General features: G+C 62.4%; 14 protein-coding genes. 12 read left to right on the forward strand and 2 right to left on the reverse strand.

What is annotated here, in order from left to right:
* Positions 1–48: 48 nt before the first annotated feature.
* Together ACSQ3P_RS09850 and ACSQ3P_RS09855 are read left to right on the forward strand one after the other, a co-directional pair.
* A complete protein-coding gene (locus tag ACSQ3P_RS09850; RefSeq protein WP_436166225.1) occupies positions 49–1,698 on the forward strand; it encodes a GMC family oxidoreductase in 1,650 nt (549 codons plus the stop codon).
* Between the two features lie 90 nt (positions 1,699–1,788).
* Complete coding sequence (locus tag ACSQ3P_RS09855; protein WP_436165414.1) at positions 1,789–3,456, forward strand: thiamine pyrophosphate-binding protein; 1,668 nt, start codon at positions 1,789–1,791, stop codon at positions 3,454–3,456.
* Positions 3,457–3,640: 184 nt separating this feature from the next.
* Here ACSQ3P_RS09855 and ACSQ3P_RS09860 read toward each other — a convergent pair whose 3' ends face one another.
* Both ACSQ3P_RS09860 and ACSQ3P_RS09865 read right to left on the reverse strand, forming a co-directional pair.
* Positions 3,641–4,585, reverse strand: coding sequence for an electron transfer flavoprotein subunit alpha/FixB family protein (locus ACSQ3P_RS09860; RefSeq protein ID WP_436165415.1), 945 nt, complete (start codon positions 4,583–4,585; stop codon positions 3,641–3,643).
* Positions 4,585–5,334: an electron transfer flavoprotein subunit beta/FixA family protein gene (locus tag ACSQ3P_RS09865; RefSeq protein WP_436165416.1), complete on the reverse strand. Its 750-nt coding sequence runs from the start codon at positions 5,332–5,334 to the stop codon at positions 4,585–4,587. Before ACSQ3P_RS09865 ends, ACSQ3P_RS09860 begins: the two co-directional genes overlap by 1 nt.
* Positions 5,335–5,679: 345 nt before the next feature.
* Between ACSQ3P_RS09865 and ACSQ3P_RS09870 the strand changes: the two genes are divergently transcribed.
* The 10 genes from ACSQ3P_RS09870 to ACSQ3P_RS09915 all read left to right on the forward strand — a co-directional run bounded on the left by ACSQ3P_RS09870 (position 5,680) and on the right by ACSQ3P_RS09915 (position 16,000).
* Entirely contained in the window at positions 5,680–6,903 is a 1,224-nt protein-coding gene (locus ACSQ3P_RS09870) for an ABC transporter substrate-binding protein (RefSeq protein ID WP_436165417.1), read from the forward strand.
* A gap of 135 nt (positions 6,904–7,038) precedes the next feature.
* Positions 7,039–7,911, forward strand: a complete 873-nt coding sequence (locus ACSQ3P_RS09875) for a branched-chain amino acid ABC transporter permease (RefSeq protein ID WP_436165418.1) — start codon at positions 7,039–7,041, stop codon at positions 7,909–7,911.
* Positions 7,912–7,967: 56 nt separating this feature from the next.
* Positions 7,968–8,861 carry a branched-chain amino acid ABC transporter permease gene (locus ACSQ3P_RS09880; protein ID WP_436165419.1) on the forward strand — a complete coding sequence of 298 codons (894 nt, stop codon included), beginning with the start codon at positions 7,968–7,970 and terminating at the stop codon, positions 8,859–8,861.
* A 44-nt stretch (positions 8,862–8,905) separates the two neighbouring features.
* Positions 8,906–9,619, forward strand: coding sequence for an ABC transporter ATP-binding protein (locus ACSQ3P_RS09885; protein ID WP_436165420.1), 714 nt, complete (start codon positions 8,906–8,908; stop codon positions 9,617–9,619).
* A gap of 5 nt (positions 9,620–9,624) precedes the next feature.
* Positions 9,625–10,380, forward strand: coding sequence for an ABC transporter ATP-binding protein (locus ACSQ3P_RS09890; protein ID WP_436165421.1), 756 nt, complete (start codon positions 9,625–9,627; stop codon positions 10,378–10,380).
* Between the two features lie 54 nt (positions 10,381–10,434).
* A complete protein-coding gene (locus ACSQ3P_RS09895; RefSeq protein ID WP_436165422.1) occupies positions 10,435–10,548 on the forward strand; it encodes an alpha-hydroxy-acid oxidizing protein in 114 nt (37 codons plus the stop codon).
* 278 nt (positions 10,549–10,826) lie between these two features.
* Complete coding sequence (locus ACSQ3P_RS09900; RefSeq protein ID WP_436165423.1) at positions 10,827–11,705, forward strand: IclR family transcriptional regulator; 879 nt, start codon at positions 10,827–10,829, stop codon at positions 11,703–11,705.
* A 359-nt stretch (positions 11,706–12,064) separates the two neighbouring features.
* Positions 12,065–12,871 carry an NAD(P)-binding domain-containing protein gene (locus ACSQ3P_RS09905; protein WP_436165424.1) on the forward strand — a complete coding sequence of 269 codons (807 nt, stop codon included), beginning with the start codon at positions 12,065–12,067 and terminating at the stop codon, positions 12,869–12,871.
* Positions 12,872–13,233: 362 nt separating this feature from the next.
* Positions 13,234–14,709, forward strand: coding sequence for an FAD-binding oxidoreductase (locus tag ACSQ3P_RS09910; protein WP_436165425.1), 1,476 nt, complete (start codon positions 13,234–13,236; stop codon positions 14,707–14,709).
* A gap of 196 nt (positions 14,710–14,905) precedes the next feature.
* Complete coding sequence (locus tag ACSQ3P_RS09915) at positions 14,906–16,000, forward strand: ABC transporter ATP-binding protein (RefSeq protein ID WP_436165426.1); 1,095 nt, start codon at positions 14,906–14,908, stop codon at positions 15,998–16,000.
* The last annotated feature ends 38 nt before the right edge of the window (positions 16,001–16,038 follow it).

The raw sequence follows: 16,038 nt of genomic DNA on the forward strand, positions 1-16,038 counted from the left end.
ATCGAGAAGCCAGAAAACTGGCCGGAAGACAAATTCGAGGAAACGGACATGGGCGACGCCAAGAAGGCCTGCCGCGAATTCGACTACGTCGTCGTCGGAGGAGGCTCCGCAGGTTGCGTTCTGACAAACCGCCTCAGCGAGGACGGTTCATCGGTGTGCCTGCTTGAAGCGGGGCCACGCGATCTCAACCCGCTGATCCATATTCCGTCGGGCTACATCAAGAATGTCTACAGCCGGACGCTGACCTGGAATTTCGAATCGGAACCAAATCCAAACACCGCCAATCGGCAATTTCCTTTACCGCAAGGCCGCGTTCTCGGAGGCTCAAGTTCAATCAATGGCCTGAACTATGTTCGCGGTCAGGCAAGGGACTACGATCTCTGGGCTCAAAGCGGCAACACGGGCTGGGCCTATCGCGATGTTCTGCCGTATTTTAAGCGATCCGAACGGCGCATAGGTGATGGCGACGCGAGGTTTCGAGGCCGGGATGGCGAGCTCCCCATCACGGATCTGGACTGGCACCACCCAGTCAGCGACGCGCTCGTGGCCAGCGCCGAAGCGCTCGGCATCCCTCGCAATCGCGACTATAACGGCGCCTCGCAGGATGGGGTTGGTTACTTCCAGCGGACGATCCATCGCGGATGGCGCTTCAGCGCCGCGCGCGCATTCTTGAGCGCCGCTCGCAAGCGCCCTCATGTCAGCATCCGCACCGATTGCCAGGCCACCGGGCTCATCTTCGAGGGGAAGAAAGCCGTCGGCGTTCGGTATATGCGGGGTGGCCGGGGCGGCAAGGTCGAGGAGGTACGGGCACGCCGCGAAGTCATCCTATCAGCCGGCGCACTCAATTCACCCAAGCTGCTTCAGCTCTCAGGAATCGGCCCCATCGAGGTGCTGCACGAGATCGGCGTTGCACCGATCCACGTGCTGCCCGGCGTCGGGCAAAACCTGCGTGACCACTATGCCGTGCGCATGGTCGCCCGGATCAGGAATACGACGACGATCAACAACATGGTCCGCGGCCCGCGGCTCTTGCTGGAGATCGGGCGATGGCTCGCTGGCAAACCAAGCCTCCTCGCTGTCAGCCCCTCGCTCGTTCATATTTTCTGGAAGTCCGACCCGGCGCTGGGGCGGCCCGATCTCGAATTCGCCTGCTCGCCGGCAAGCTTCAAGGAGGGCGTGGTCGGCTTGCTCGACGATATTCCCGGCCTGACGCTCGGCGTCTGGCAGGAACGGCCGGAAAGCACCGGATATGTGCGCGCAACGAGCGCCGATGCGTTCGACAAGCCGATCATCCAGCCGAATTACCTGGCCGAAGAGGTCGATCGGAGATCGCTGCTGGGCGGCATGAAGCTGGCGCGGCGCTTGTTCAACGCCCCGCCGCTGGCTCGCTATTTTGACATGGAGACCGCGCCAGGCCCACAGCTCCAGTCCGACGACGAACTCCTGGATTATGCGCGCAGGATGGGCACGACGGTCTACCACATGACCGGAACGGCCAAGATGGGCATGAGCACCGATCCGGCCGCAGTGGTCGACGAGCAGCTGCGGGTCCACGGCCTGCAGGGCCTACGCGTCGTCGACGCCTCGATCATGCCCTCGATGCCCTCTGCCAACACCAACGCGACGACGCTCATGATCGCCGAGAAGGCAGCGGACATGATCCGCGGCCGTGCGCCGCCGGCGCCGATCGACGCCTGAGCTGCCGCATCATCACGCTCCCGCCTGCCCCGCTGGCCGCGACCATCGAGCCGGCATCCTGGATCATCTTCTCGGACAAAAGAGATCAACATGACAAACACTCCGACGGTTTCCGACCGGATCGCCGATGTGGTCGCCAGCCACGCCGATACCGTTTTCAGTCTGATGGGCAACGGCAACGCACATTTCGTCAGCAGCCTCACGCAGCGAGGCCATCGCGTGGTCAATGTCAGGCACGAAACGGCAAGCGTCATCGCCGGGCAGAGCTACTACCTGTCGACGGGCAAGATCCCAGCCGCGACCGTGACGTTTGCCGCAGGGTTCACCAATGTCCTGACATCGCTTGCGGAGGCGCGGCTGGCCCGCATCCCGATGGTCGTCGTAACAGGAGGCTCTCCCACCACTGGCCTGCGCGGCCAGGACATCGACCAGACCGGCGCCGCCGCGGCGATCTATGTCCGCACCTTCAGGGTAGGCAGGAACAACCCCGCGGCGATCACCGAAGCCGCTTTCGAGATTGCCAAGCGCGATCGCGTGCCGGTCATCGTCGAAATCCCCTATGATCTCGTCGACCGCCCAGCCGAGGAGGCTGCGGCGATCCCTACCCTGCCAGCCCCGGACGTGTTGCGGCCGACGGAACTGGCCGAGGCTCTGGCTATCGATCCCGACATCGCCGCTGCTGTCGCCCGCGAGTTGAGCCAGGCTGAGCGGCCCCTCATCCTGGCGGGGCGCGGCGCGGTCCTTGCCGGAGCCGGGCCCGCTCTGCGGAGCGTCGGCGACCATGTCGGCGCACTCTTCGCGACATCGCTCATGGCGAACCGCATCTTCAATTCGTCCTGGGACATCGGCCTCGCAGGAGGCTTTTCGTCGCTTCGTGCCGCCGAGCTTATCGGTGAGGCGGACGTCGTTCTCATCGTCGGCGCAAGCCTGAACCTCTATCAGATGCGCTATAACAAGCTGATCGCGAATGCCCGCAGCATCATCCAGGTCGATACCCTTGCTGTCGCGACCCATCCGCAGGTGACGAGATTCATCCGCGCCGATGCCAAGGCGTTCGCCGCTGTTCTCGATCAGCAGCTCGAAGGCGTTCAGCGAGATGGCTGGAGGGCGACTGTCGAGCGGCCTTTCACCGGCGAAAAGACGGAATGGAGCGAGTTTGGGCCTGATGGACGGCTCGACCCCCGCGCCGTGATGGATGCGTTCGAGGAACTGCTCCCGGAGCAACGGACTATCGTGCAGGATACCGGTCACTTCATGGGCTGGGCTGCCCGTCATCTCAGCGCGCCCGACCCCCAAGGGATGCTGCTGCCCGGGCTAGCGTTGCAAAGCATCGGGCTGGGCGTCGGGGCTGCGCTCGGCATCGCTGTTGGCCGATCAGACCGATTGCCCGTGCTCGTCACCGGGGATGGCGGCATTGCGATGGAGCTGAACGAAATCGACACACTCGTGCGCGAAGTGCCTTCCGCTCTCATCATCGTGTTGAATGACGCAGCCTACGGCATGGAGGTGCACCAGTACGGGCCTCGCGGATTGGACACCACCGCCATGAAATTCACTGAGATGAACTTCGCGCGGATCGGGGAGGCGGTCGGCGCGAAAGGCATCAAGGTTCGCAGCCTTGACGACTTAGGAGTGGTTCGCGACTGGTTGAATCAGGGCGCCAAAGGCGTCTTTATCGCCGATGTCGCTATTTCCGCGGAGATCGTGGCTGATTGGCTCGGGCTGAGCAATGCATACTATGCGTCGATAAGGACGTAGCGACACCCGAGCAATGAATTCGACATCCTCAAATGGCCGCACCGCTTCCACTTCGGAAGCCGGTGCGGGCCGCCTTGCGCGGCAGCCCGGTTGTCATGTGTTGGCCGGCGCCAGCCTGGTCGCCGGCTTCCTTGTCAATCTACCTGGTCAATCGACTTGCCGCGCCTGCTATTTGCCGCGCTTGCTATTTGCCGATTTTGGCGAGCTCGGCTTCAAGCTCCGGCATGATCGTGAAGAGATCGCCAACGAGGCCGTAATCGGCAATCTGGAAGATCGGCGCTTCCTCGTCCTTGTTGATGGCGACGATGACTTTCGAGTCCTTCATTCCAGCGAGGTGCTGGATCGCGCCGGAGATGCCGACCGCGACATAGAGGTCGGGGGCCACGACCTTGCCGGTCTGGCCGACCTGCCAGTCATTGGGGGCGTAGCCGGCATCGACCGCGGCGCGCGAGGCGCCCATGGCCGCGCCCAGCCTGTCTGCGACGGGCTCGATCACCTTGGTGAAGTTCTCCGCCGAGGCGAGCGCCCGTCCGCCGGAGACGATGATCTTGGCCGAGGCGAGCTCGGGACGATCGGATTTGGCGACCTCCTCGCCCTTGAAGCTGGAAACGCCGGGATCGCCCACGGCCGACACCGTCTCGACGCTGGCCGAGCCGCCTTCGCCTGTCGCCTGGAAGGAGGCGGTGCGGATCGTCATCAGCTTCTTGGCCTCGGAGGACTGCACGGTCTGGATGGCGTTGCCGGCATAGACCGGGCGCTCGAACGTGTCGGGCGAGACGATCTTCATCACATCCGAGATCTGCATCACGTCGAGCAAGGCGGCGACGCGCGGCAGCAGGTTCTTGCCACCGGTCGTCGAAGGCGCGACGACGGCGTCATAGCCCTCGGCGAGCTTGGCGACGAGAGCGGCGAGCGGCTCGGCAAGGCCGTGGCCGTAGATCGCGGCGTCGGCCAGGAGCACCTTCTCGACGCCGTCGAGCTTGGCTGCCGCATCGGCCGCGCCCTTGGCGCCTTCACCGGCGACGAGGATATGGACGGGGGCGCCCAGCGCCTTGGCCGCGGTCAGCGCCTTGGCGGTCGCGTCCTTGATGGTGGCGTTGTCGTGTTCTGCAATCAGCAGCGTGGCCATCACAGCACTCCCGCTTCGTTCTTGAGCTTGGAAACCAGTTCGGCGACGGAGCCGACCTTGACGCCGGCCGAGCGGCCGGCGGGCTCGCGCGTGTTCAGCACCTTGAGACGGGGGCTGACATCGACGCCCAGCGCCTCGGCCGAGGTCTCGTCGAGCGGCTTCTTCTTGGCCTTCATGATGTTGGGCAGCGAGGCGTAGCGCGGCTCATTCAGGCGAAGGTCGGTGGTGACGATCGCCGGCAGCTTGAGCGAAACCGTCTGGAGGCCGCCATCGACCTCGCGGGTGACATCGACGGAATTCGCGTCCAGCGCGACCTTCGATGCAAACGTGCCCTGCGGCCAGCCCAGCAGGGCCGCCAGCATCTGGCCGGTCTGGTTGCAATCGTCGTCGATCGCCTGCTTGCCGAGGATGACGAGCTGCGGGCTCTCCTGCTCGACCAGCTTCTGCAGGAGCTTGGCCACCGCGAGCGGCTCGACCACGCCGTCGACCTTGACCAGGATGCCGCGATCGGCGCCCATGGCTAAGCCCGTGCGGATCGTCTCGGCAGCTTGGGCTGGACCGATCGAGACCACGACGACCTCGGTCGCCTTGCCGGCTTCGCGCAGCCGCAACGCCTCTTCGACCGCGATCTCGTCGAAGGGATTCATCGACATTTTCACATTGGCGAGCTCGACGCCCGAGCCGTCCGCCTTCACGCGGATCTTCACGTTGTAGTCAACCACCCGCTTCACGGGCACAAGGATCTTCATCACACACTCCACGACCATCTCTCATCGCGACGCCCTGCCTACCGGTCGCGTAGTTTAGCGTCAATATATTGCATGCAATCTGTTATTTTATTTATGCAATTTTTAGGTTGGCCGTAAGAGAAAATTGGCTAGAATTTGTACCCACCCTTTGAAGGCACCGCCCTTTCTGACAAGTCATCGGAGAGATCAATCGAGTGTCCATCTCGACGCCAGACGCCTAAAAGCCGGGCGCGGCTCTGCTGAGGAAACCAGCATAATTGGATAAAATATGTATTGTATGTATCCAATCATAGATTACCGTATGGGCACTGAGCCCAAAACGGGCCATCTGATTGGAGGGGTCACATGCTGTCTCGTCGCCACTTTCTCGCCGCGTCCGGAGCGGCTCTGATCTCGTCTCCCAAAAACTCGCTCGCGCAATCCTCGGATGCTTTCCGCATAGGAGTCCTGACTCCCCTGACTGGCGCGGGTAGCACATACGGCCCTGGCATCCAGAAAGCCGTGGCGGCGGCCATCGAGTCGATCAACCAGCTCGGGGGCGCCGGCGGCCGGAAGCTGGAACTCTATTCAGAAGATGATCAGACACAGCCGCAGGCTGGCGTTCTCGCGGCGAAGAAGCTCATCGAGGTCAACAAGGTTCGCGCGATCGTCGGCGGCTGGAGCACCAGCGTCAGCATGTCGGTCATGCCGTTGACCAACGACGCTGACGTGCTGTTCGCCTACAGCTCGACCTCGCCCGACCTCTCGAACCCCATCTACAACAAGAAATGGCTCGGATTCCGCTTCCAGGGACCTGCGCCGCGGTACGGCAACGCATATGCCGAGGTTTGCGCCCGCGAGGGGTTCAAGCGCGTCGCGGTCATGGCCTTCAACAACGGTTCCGCAGTCGGCATTGCCGACTCCTTCGAGAAGGCATGGGCCGACCGGGGCAACAAGATCGTCGAGCGCGTCATCTACGAACCCAACCAGAGCAGCTATCGTTCAGAACTCCAGCGCGTCCTCGCTGCCAAGCCGGATTGTGTGGTGACGGGCTCCTACCTTACCGACACCACGATCATCCTGAAGGACTGGTACCAGAGCGGAGCGACCAACAAATGGATGGCACCGAGTTGGGCTGTGAACAGCGATCTGGTCAAGGCGCTGGGCAACGACGTCAGCGAGGGCCTGATGTCTGTCATCGCCGTCACGAACGAGGGCTCGCCGGCCTATAAGGTCTATGACGAGGCTTATCGGAAGGTCATGGGTGTTCCTGGCGAAACCAATAACGATGCAGCCATGAACTGGGACGCCATAGTCACGATCGCGCTGGCGCTGGAATCGAGCAAGGGTGCCGAAGGGCAGGAGCTTGCCAAGCACCTGAGGGCTGTCAGCGGCGGACCGGGAAAGGTCGTCACGACTTTCGCCGAGGGGCGAGACCTTCTGCGCAAGGGCGAGAAAATCAACTACGAAGGCGCCTCCTCGTCGGTCGATTTCAGCGACACCAACGACGTCTCGACCGGATACGCGCTGCAGCGCGTCGAAAAGGGGCAATTCGTCAAGAAATACGTGATCCCCGCCGCGCCCGCCTGATCGGCTGCAGGGCTCGGCCGACCGATAGCCCGGCAACAACCAGGGTGCACATATGCCCCCGCATTTCATCGACCATCGCGCGCCGCGGATGACGCGGCGCGCCGCCGGTGAACAGATATGCGCCGGAGGGCGGACATGGATTTCAACGATATCGCGCAATTGATCGTCAACGGATTCGTATCCGGCCTGATCATCAGCCTGGGCGCCCTGGGCATCACGCTGATCTTCGGCATCATCAGATTTGCCAATGTGGCCGCCGGCGACATGGCGACGTTCGGCGCCTATGCCGGATTGCTCGTCGCTTCGGCCGCCGGATCGATGGTCCTTGGATTCGCCGGCGCGATCGTCTGCACGGCCCTGTTGGGCGCCCTGCTTCACAGGGTCGTCTTCAGAAAGCTGCGCGGTCAGGCATCGGTGCCCTACCTCGTCTGCTCCATCGGCATCGCCTTCATGATCCGGTCCGTCATCGGCCTTGCCTTCGGCCATGGGCAGCATGTGTACCCGGTCCCGCTTGCCCGCCCCTGGGTCCTGGGCGAGATCAGGATCGGCGTCGTCGATGTGCAAGTGATGGCGATGACGGGTTTTGCGCTCGCAGCCGCCTTCGGCATCCTTCGATTCACGACCATCGGGCGGGAGATGCGTGCCGTCGCCGACAACATCGATCTCGCAAGGCTTTCAGGCATCCGCGCCGAACGGGTGATGGTGATGCTTTGGCTGCTGGTCGGCGCGCTCTCTGCCGTCGCCGGCACGGCATTGGGGCTCAAGGCCGTCATCACGCCGGAGATCGGCTGGGAGACCCTGCTGCCCGCGTTCGCCGCAGCGATACTGGGCGGGCTCGGATCGCCGATCGGCGCCGTGGTCGCCGGCATCCTGATCGGCATTACCCAGGAGGTTTCGACCCCGCTCATCGGCTTCTCCTACAAGATCGCCCTGTCTTTCGTCGTCATTCTGGCTGTGCTCCTAGTCCGTCCCGCCGGATTGTTCGGCAGCCGCGAACTCGTCCGGTGACCACCGTGCTTGCTTGTCCCATCAGCCAAAAATCGGCGTAGTCGGAAGCTCAGCTCATGGAAGCGTACGTCATCGCGATCGCGATCATCGCCCTCATCTATATGCTGATGGCACTTGGGCTTACCCTGCAGTTCGGGCTGGCCGGGTTGATCAACTTCGGCCTCGCCGGCTTCTTTGCCGTGGGCGCGTATGCGAGCGCGCTGATCACCGTGAAGACCGGACTTCCCATGCCCGCCGCAATGGCGATCGCGACGGTCGTGGCGGGTCTCGTTTCGATCCCGCTGGGGCTCATCGCGCTGCGCTTGAGGGATGATTACTTCGCCATCGTGACGCTCGGCTTCTCGGAGACGGTGCGCATCGCAGCGACAAGCGAGGTCGGGCTGACCAACGGCGTGCGCGGAATGGCCGGCGTGCCCCGCCTATTCGACACAGTAGGCGGTCAGACGATGCAGATCCTGACGCTCGCGGCCGTTCTGATTGCGGTTTCGGCGACGGCCTTGATCATGCGGCGGATCGTGCATTCACCATTTGGCAGAATCATCGAGGCCATCCGGGACAATGAACCTGCCGTGGCCTCGGTCGGAAAGGACCCAGCCCGCTTCAAGGTCGAAGTCTTCGTCCTCGGCAGCGCGATCGCGGGTTTGGCAGGATCGTTCTATGCGCATTACATCGGCTTCGTGGCGCCTGACCAATTCATCCCGCTCGTCACCTTCTATGTCTGGATGGCGATCGTCCTGGGCGGCATCGGACGGATTTCCGGTGCAGTGATCGGCACGGTGATCCTCATGACGCTGCTCGAAGGGTCGCGGTTCCTGAAGGACGGGCTGCCTTTCGTCTCCGAAGTCGGCATGGCCTCCCTTCGTCTGGGCATCGTCGGTCTCGCTCTGGTCCTGTTGATGCTCTACCGCCCGACTGGCCTGATGGGCGCTTCCAGCGGACGTCGCGCATGAGCCTCGAGATCCAGTCGCTCAGCAAGAGCTTCGGCGGTCTGACCGTGCTGACGGACGTCACGCTCTCCGTTCCAGCCGACAGCATGTTCGGGCTCATTGGTCCCAACGGCGCCGGAAAGTCGACCCTCTTCGCCCTCATCACCGGGCACCAGAAGGTGGATTCGGGCGAGATTCGGTTCTGCAACGAAGACCTCAAGCATGCCTCGGTCGCAGCCAGGGCCCGCAAAGGGCTGATCCGCACGTTCCAAGTCCCCCGGGAATTTGGCCATCTGAGCGTGCGGGAGAACCTCATGGCCGCCGCGCCTGACCAAAGCGGAGAAAAGCTCGTGAACCTCTTCCTCAAGCCGAAGCGGGTCGCGCTGGACGAAAAGCGCGTCAGGAGCGAGGCCGACGCCAAGTTGGAGTTCCTGAAGCTCGATCACGTGGCGAACCAGCCTGCGGCCGGCCTCTCAGGTGGGCAGAAGAAGCTGCTCGAACTGGGGCGGGCACTCATGGCCAAGCCTGAGATGATCCTGCTGGACGAGCCCTTCGCCGGCGTCAATCCGGTTCTCATCGACCAGATCATCGAGCGCCTGCGGCTGCTCTCCCAAAGTGGCATCGGCATCTTCATCATCGAACATGACCTCGAGGCCTTGACGCGGCTTGTGCCGCGCCTGGCCGTGCTGGACCGGGGCACCATCATCGCAGACGGCAGACCAGACGAGGTGCTCGCCAACGACCGCGTGCGCGAAGCCTATCTCGGAGGAGCGTCCGCATGAGCTGCGTGCTGTCGATCGACGCGCTGAGGGGCGGGTATGGCGAGGCGGACATCCTCAACGGCGTCACGCTGACCTTGAACGACCGCGAGATCCTGACGGTCGCAGGCACCAACGGCGCCGGAAAATCGACCCTCGCCAAGGCGATCGTCGGTCTGCTGCCGCGATCGACCGGCGCAATCATCTTCCACGGCAAGGATCTCGCCGGCCTCAGCACGGAAAAGCGGATCAGCCTGGGTATCGGCTTCGTCCCGCAGGTCGCCAACGTCTTCTCCGATCTGACGATCCAGGAGAACCTCGCTGTCGTAGCCGGCATCAAGGACAAGCGCACCCGTCTTGACGAGATGCTGGCTGTGTTCCCGGCTCTGCAAACCCGCCTTCACCAAAAAGCTGGCAGCCTATCCGGCGGTGAGCGGCAGCAATTGGCCGTTGCGCGGGCGCTCATGCCGCGACCGACGCTTCTCATCATGGACGAGCCCACGGCTGCGCTCTCGCCTGACCGAGCCTCCGCTGCACTCGAACTCGTGCAGCGCCTGCCCAGCCTCGGCGTCGCGGTGCTGCTGGTGGAGCAACGCGCACGGCAAGCTTTGGCGATCTCACATCGGGGCTGCATTCTCGACGGCGGCCAGGTCGCGATGGAGGGTCCTGCCGACACCCTCCTCTCGGATGGACGCGCTGCAGAACTCTATCTGGGCCAGTCCCGCAAGCCTGAGGCGACGCGGCACGAGAGTATGGGAATGGGTGGAGTATCCACTGCGTACTGAGGCAGGGTTTGGCGTCATCCCCCCGGCAAACTAGCAAGGGGTGTGAGTCCCGATATGCTTGGCGGCGAAGAAGGAGCGGCCCATGTCCTGGGTCTCCTCGCCCACGAACTGGACACGACTATGGGCATGCTCGGCGCCCGCAACCTCAGCGATCTCCGTCTCTGTTGAGATATCGTCCGAGAGTGAGCGATGCCCGCATCAATGCGCGGTTAAACGTACGTCACATGTCGTTCGCGCGGCTCCGCATGGCATCTCGCCACGAGCAAAAAGCTGTTCCACCGCCAGGTTTCGAGGTAGGTGTGCATTCGGTGCATGGCAGATGCTTCGCCTTGAGCCTCGAGCGCTAACAGTAGACAAATGGCTTCGTCACGAATCCGGGCGAGAATTCATTGCGATCCGGTAGCAGAGATGGCGGATCAGCCTTCAGCCGCCCAAGAGATGAATAGATGCCGCACGAAAATCAGACGAAACACCCCGTCGATGACAGCCGGCAAAAACGAGACAAATCAGAGGCATCGCTGTTTGTAAGCTCGACGCGGAAAGCATTTCAGGTCCTTCATGCTTTCGATGGCGCTCAGCGCCATATGACGCTCGCCGACATCGCGCGTGCGGCAAAACTCGACCGTAGCGCCACGCAACGGCTCGTCTTCACGCTAGAGGCGCTCGGTTATTTGCGGCGCGTGACCGATACACGCAACTATGCTCTGACCGCGAAGGTCCTGCAGTTTTCCCATAATTATCTCCACGCCAATGAGCTGATCGACCGCGCCTCGCCATACTTGCTTGAGATCAGCCGCCAGCTCGGCGAAACGACCAATCTTCACGAGCTCGATGGGCACGAAGTCGTCTTCGTCGCGCGGTTTCCAGGCCGACACCTGATGAATATCGATGTCGTTGTAGGAAGCCGGGTTCCGGCTTTTTTTACTGCATCGGGCACCGCCATTCTGTCGAGACTGAGCGAGGCCGAACAGCGAGACATCCTGGAAAGGACAACCTTGAGGCAGATCACGCCTCTGACGCAAATCGATCCGGATGTTCTCCTCGACCGCGTTCGGCGCGCAGGGGAAGCCGGCTATTCCGTGATCAGCAATGAAGCGATGATGGGCAACATCTCCGTCGCCGCCGCGATTACCGACGAGCACGGCCGCGCTGTCGCGGCAGTCAACGTGAGTGTTTCGACCTCTCGCTGGACGCCAGAGGACGCGGAGCGGGAGTTTGCGCCCCATGTCCAGGTCGCGGCGAGCTCGATGTCAAAGTCCCGCTTCACGCCCTTCCGGCGCGACGAGATGGACTCGAAAAGCGGGATCGACAAGCGCCACAAATAGTGGCGGCCACAAGTTGATCATTGCAGGTTCAACACAGCTTCTGCGGGCATTCCATGTGAGCGCCCCACGTGGCCTTTACTCCCGCGCTCCATGCCATCGGCGCGACGACAGAGGCCTCTGCAAACGCCAACAGCCCAGATCATCGGGGCTCCTTTCTCGCTGGAGGTGAGCGCCCATAGCCCGACGAGTCCGGCGTCTCTCGGCATCTGCAGTCAGCGTCTCTTTAGTATACAATATGATATTGCATGTATCCAATTACGGATCTAGCATGTCGCTGACGCTTCGCCCGTCATCGGCTTGATCCGTCATGCCGCACGTGACGCGCTTCTAAGAATTCTCCACCAGAGGAAGCCAGTTCCATGGCCTCAGGCGATATTGGCTTTATCGGAGCAGGCACCCTGACAGTCGCGGTGGTTCACGCCGTGCGGGCTCGCTCGAACAGTCCTACGATCCGGCTTTCGCCGCGCTCGCATGTGATCGCAGACGCGCTCGCGCGGGAACTCCCGAACATCATCCATGAGGCAACCAACAGCGCCGTCGTCGAGAAGAGCGACATCCTATTCCTGTCCGTCAGGCCTCAGCAATTGGACGAGGCGCTCAGCGGGCTGCAATTCCGGCCGGATCAGATCGTCGCCAGCTTTGTCGCGACAGTGCCTGTCGCGGAAGTGACCAGACTCGTGCGGCCGGCGGAACGCGTCTGCAGGGTCACCCCCCTGCCTACGATAGCCTTGGCGAAAGGACCGATCATCATTTCGCCGGCGATACCAGACATCGTGGAGCTGTTCGGCGGACTCGGAGATCTCATTCTCACCGAGAGTGAAAGCGAGATCATGGACCTCGGCTCGGCCGCAGGGTTCATGTCCACCTTCTTCGAGATCGAACACGCACTGGTAACGTGGCTGACGGGACGGAGCGTTCCATCTCAGCACGCTTCGCTTTACATACGATCCCTGTTGTCCGGCCTGGCCGATGTTGGCCTCCAGAACGCCGACATGGAATTGCGAGCGCTGGTTGAGAGCTATGAGACAAAAGGCGGTCTCAACGAGCATGTGCGGCTTCATCTGAAGACGGCCGGCCTGTTCGACCTCCTTCGCGCCAGCCTCGACAGCGTTTCGTCCCAATCCCTCCACAAGACAACACGACCGCCCAACCCGTCCGCCAAATAAAGCCGAATACGACCGCGCCAGTCGATCGCGCTCACGGGGCGAAACAGCACCAGCGGGTTTGTGACTGGCCAGGCGCAAGCCAGCTTGGCCAGTCCGCCTTCCCTGGCTTTATGCCGGCGCGGACACCGTCATCGGCGCCTGTTGCAGCGTGACCAGCTTCACAGGGCTGGATAATTTTTATTCAAAATCACTTTTTTGTATGCATAATTGGAATGCAGATGGCCTTCGAATTTGCGGAAGTTATTGATATTTAGGGATATTTTTGCAGAGAGGCGCGGCGCCGTCTCCTTGACAGCTCTCTTGATCAAACATTGACTCCGATCTATCGTATTGCAGTTGATGTAATCGCAGAGCGCTTACAAATGTTGAACCATCCATCTCTTCTCGACAGCTTGATCCGTCTGCTCGGCCCGCAAGGTGTCCTGCACGAGGCCGCCGACATGGCTGGCTTCACCGAAGATTGGCGGGGGCGCGTGAAGGGGCCGGCTCTGTGTGTGGTTCTGCCCTCGAATACGTCACAGGTTTCGCAGATCGTTAGGCTTTGCGCCGCTCACGGCACACCGCTTCTCCCGCAGGGCGGCAACACCAGCCTCATGGCGGGAGCGGTGCCCCATAGCGGGGACAAGCCGCCCGTCATCGTGTCGCTGCGACGGATGCGAAGCATTCGAGCGCTCGATACTCAAAACAATACCATTGCGGTCGATGCCGGATGCATTCTCGCCGAGATTCATCGGGCCGCGGCAGATGCCGGTCGGCTCTATCCCGTGAGCCTGGGCGCTGAAGGCTCATGCATGATCGGCGGCAACATCGCGACCAATGCCGGCGGCACGAGCGTATTGCGCTACGGCAACACCCGCGACAACGTGCTAGGGATCGAAGTCGTTCTGGCCGACGGCGCGGTCTGGAACGGCATGTACGGCCTGCGGAAGAACAACACCGGCTACGATCTCAAGCATCTTTTCATCGGCTCGGAAGGCACGCTCGGCATCATCACCGGCGCGGTGCTCAAGCTCCATGCGCTGCCGACCCAACGGGCCCTGGCATGGTTGACGGTGATCAGCCCCCAGCAGGCGCTCGACATCCTCACCATGGTCCGAGAGCGCGACGAGACGCGCCTCACGGCCTTCGAGCTTCTCAACGAAACACAAGTGCGGCTGGTTGCCGACAACGTGCCCGGCCAGCGCTGCCCGGCGCCGAGGCTTGATGCCTGGCATGTGATGATCGAACTCTCGGACGCGTCTTCAGAGCAGGGCGAACTCGACCGCGCGCTCGAGAGCGTCCTCGAACGGGCCTATAATGACGGGCTATGCACCGACGCAGTCGTCGCGACGACTGAAGCCCAGCGCGCGGCGTTCTGGCAATTCCGCCACAGCACCTCGGAAAGCAACAAGAAGGGCGGCATAGGCCTGAACACGGACGCAGCCGTGCCGGTCTCCGCCGTTCCCCGCTTCATCGAGGAAGCGACGGCAGCCATGCACACCGTCGTGCCTGATCTGCCGACCGCCGTCACCGTGCATATGGGCGACGGAAACGTGCACTACATCCCGTATTTCACCTTCGAGGCCTGGAATGCCCTCGCCGACCGCGACGTCGTCGCCGGACGCCTTCGTCGCGTCGTGAACGAGGTCGCGGCGGACTGCGCCGGGACATTCAGCGCCGAGCACGGCATCGGCCGAACATTCCTGCCGGAAATGGAGCATTTCAAGCAACCGCTGGAACTCGCGATGATGCGCGCGATCAAGCACGTTCTGGATCCGAACAATCTCCTGAATCCAGGCCCGCTTCTGCCGCCCGGTCCCATCTATGGCCAGCGCACGTCATCGGCTCTGGACGTATAGCCATGGGCATCGGTGTCGATCATGCGACGTGTCCGGCGGGTATCGCGCCAACTCCACGATACACCGCCACCAAGCATCTGCGGCCCGGCGGCCATGCATGCGAGCGCGCCAGGCAGGCCGAGAGGCCGCTTCTCTTGGTGCTCCCAGCTCCCGCCCATAGACGCCGCGATTTCCGCAACGACATAGCGACACACCAATGACCTCGACCAGTCTCGACATCTCGAAGATCTCAAAGCGCTACGGTGATTTCGTGGCGCTGGCGTCGAGCGATCTGAACGTCCCCCAAGGCGAGTTCCTGACCCTGCTGGGGCCTTCGGGCTCCGGCAAGACCACGCTGTTGAGCTTGATCGCGGGGCTCATCCAGCCCGATGAAGGCGTCGTCTCCATCGGCGATGTCGATGTCACCTATAGCCCGCCCTACGAGCGCGACATCGGCATGGTGTTCCAGAACTATGCCCTGTTTCCGCATATGACGGTCGAGGAGAACGTTGCCTTTCCCTTGCGCATGAGGCGCCTGAGCCCAGCCGAGACGAAGCGCCGCGTCAGCGAGGCGTTGGAGATGGTGCGTTTGCCCCATGTCGCCAAACGCACCCCACGCGAACTTTCCGGCGGTCAGCAGCAACGCATCGCCCTCGCGCGCTGCATGGTCTATCGCCCCGCGATCATCCTGATGGACGAGCCTCTCGGCGCGCTGGACAAGAAATTGCGCGATCAGATGCAGCTCGAGATCAAGCGCATCCATCGCGAGCTCGGCACGACGATCGTCTACGTCACCCATGATCAGGAAGAGGCGATGACGATGTCGGATCGCATCTGCCTGATGAATGCCGGCCGTATCGAGCAGCTCGGCACACCTCACGAACTCTATTTTCGTCCGCGCACGCTCTTCGTCGCTGATTTTCTGGGTGAATCCAATCTTTTGCCCGCACGCGTGACCGGACTGAGACCGGATCTCCTCGATGTGAGCCTTGTCGCTGGCGATCTCCCCGCCCAGGCGATGAGTAACGGCAGCCGGTTCGCAGAGGGCGAGCGGGTCAAGGTGATGGTTAGGCCGCAAAATCTCTCAGTTGGCTCAGCCAGCGCTGGCGGCAAGCTGACAGGCCGTGTCAGCGAGGTCATGGTCAGCGGAAGCCTGACGAAGCTCTACATTGAGCCTCTCGCTCCCGATACGCCGCCTTTGGTCGCGGCATATCCGACGCGCCCCAGCGCTGATCATCACGCGATCGGCGAGACCGTGTCGGTCGACTGGCACGCCTCGGATGCCGTCGTCATCGCCGAAGGCGGGGTCTGATCGCATGCCCTCCTCCGTCCAAGCCGTGAACCTCTCGC

The organism is Allobosea sp. LjRoot9 (assembly GCF_964252745.1).
In the GTDB taxonomy this organism is placed as follows: Bacteria; Pseudomonadota; Alphaproteobacteria; order Rhizobiales; family Beijerinckiaceae; genus Allobosea.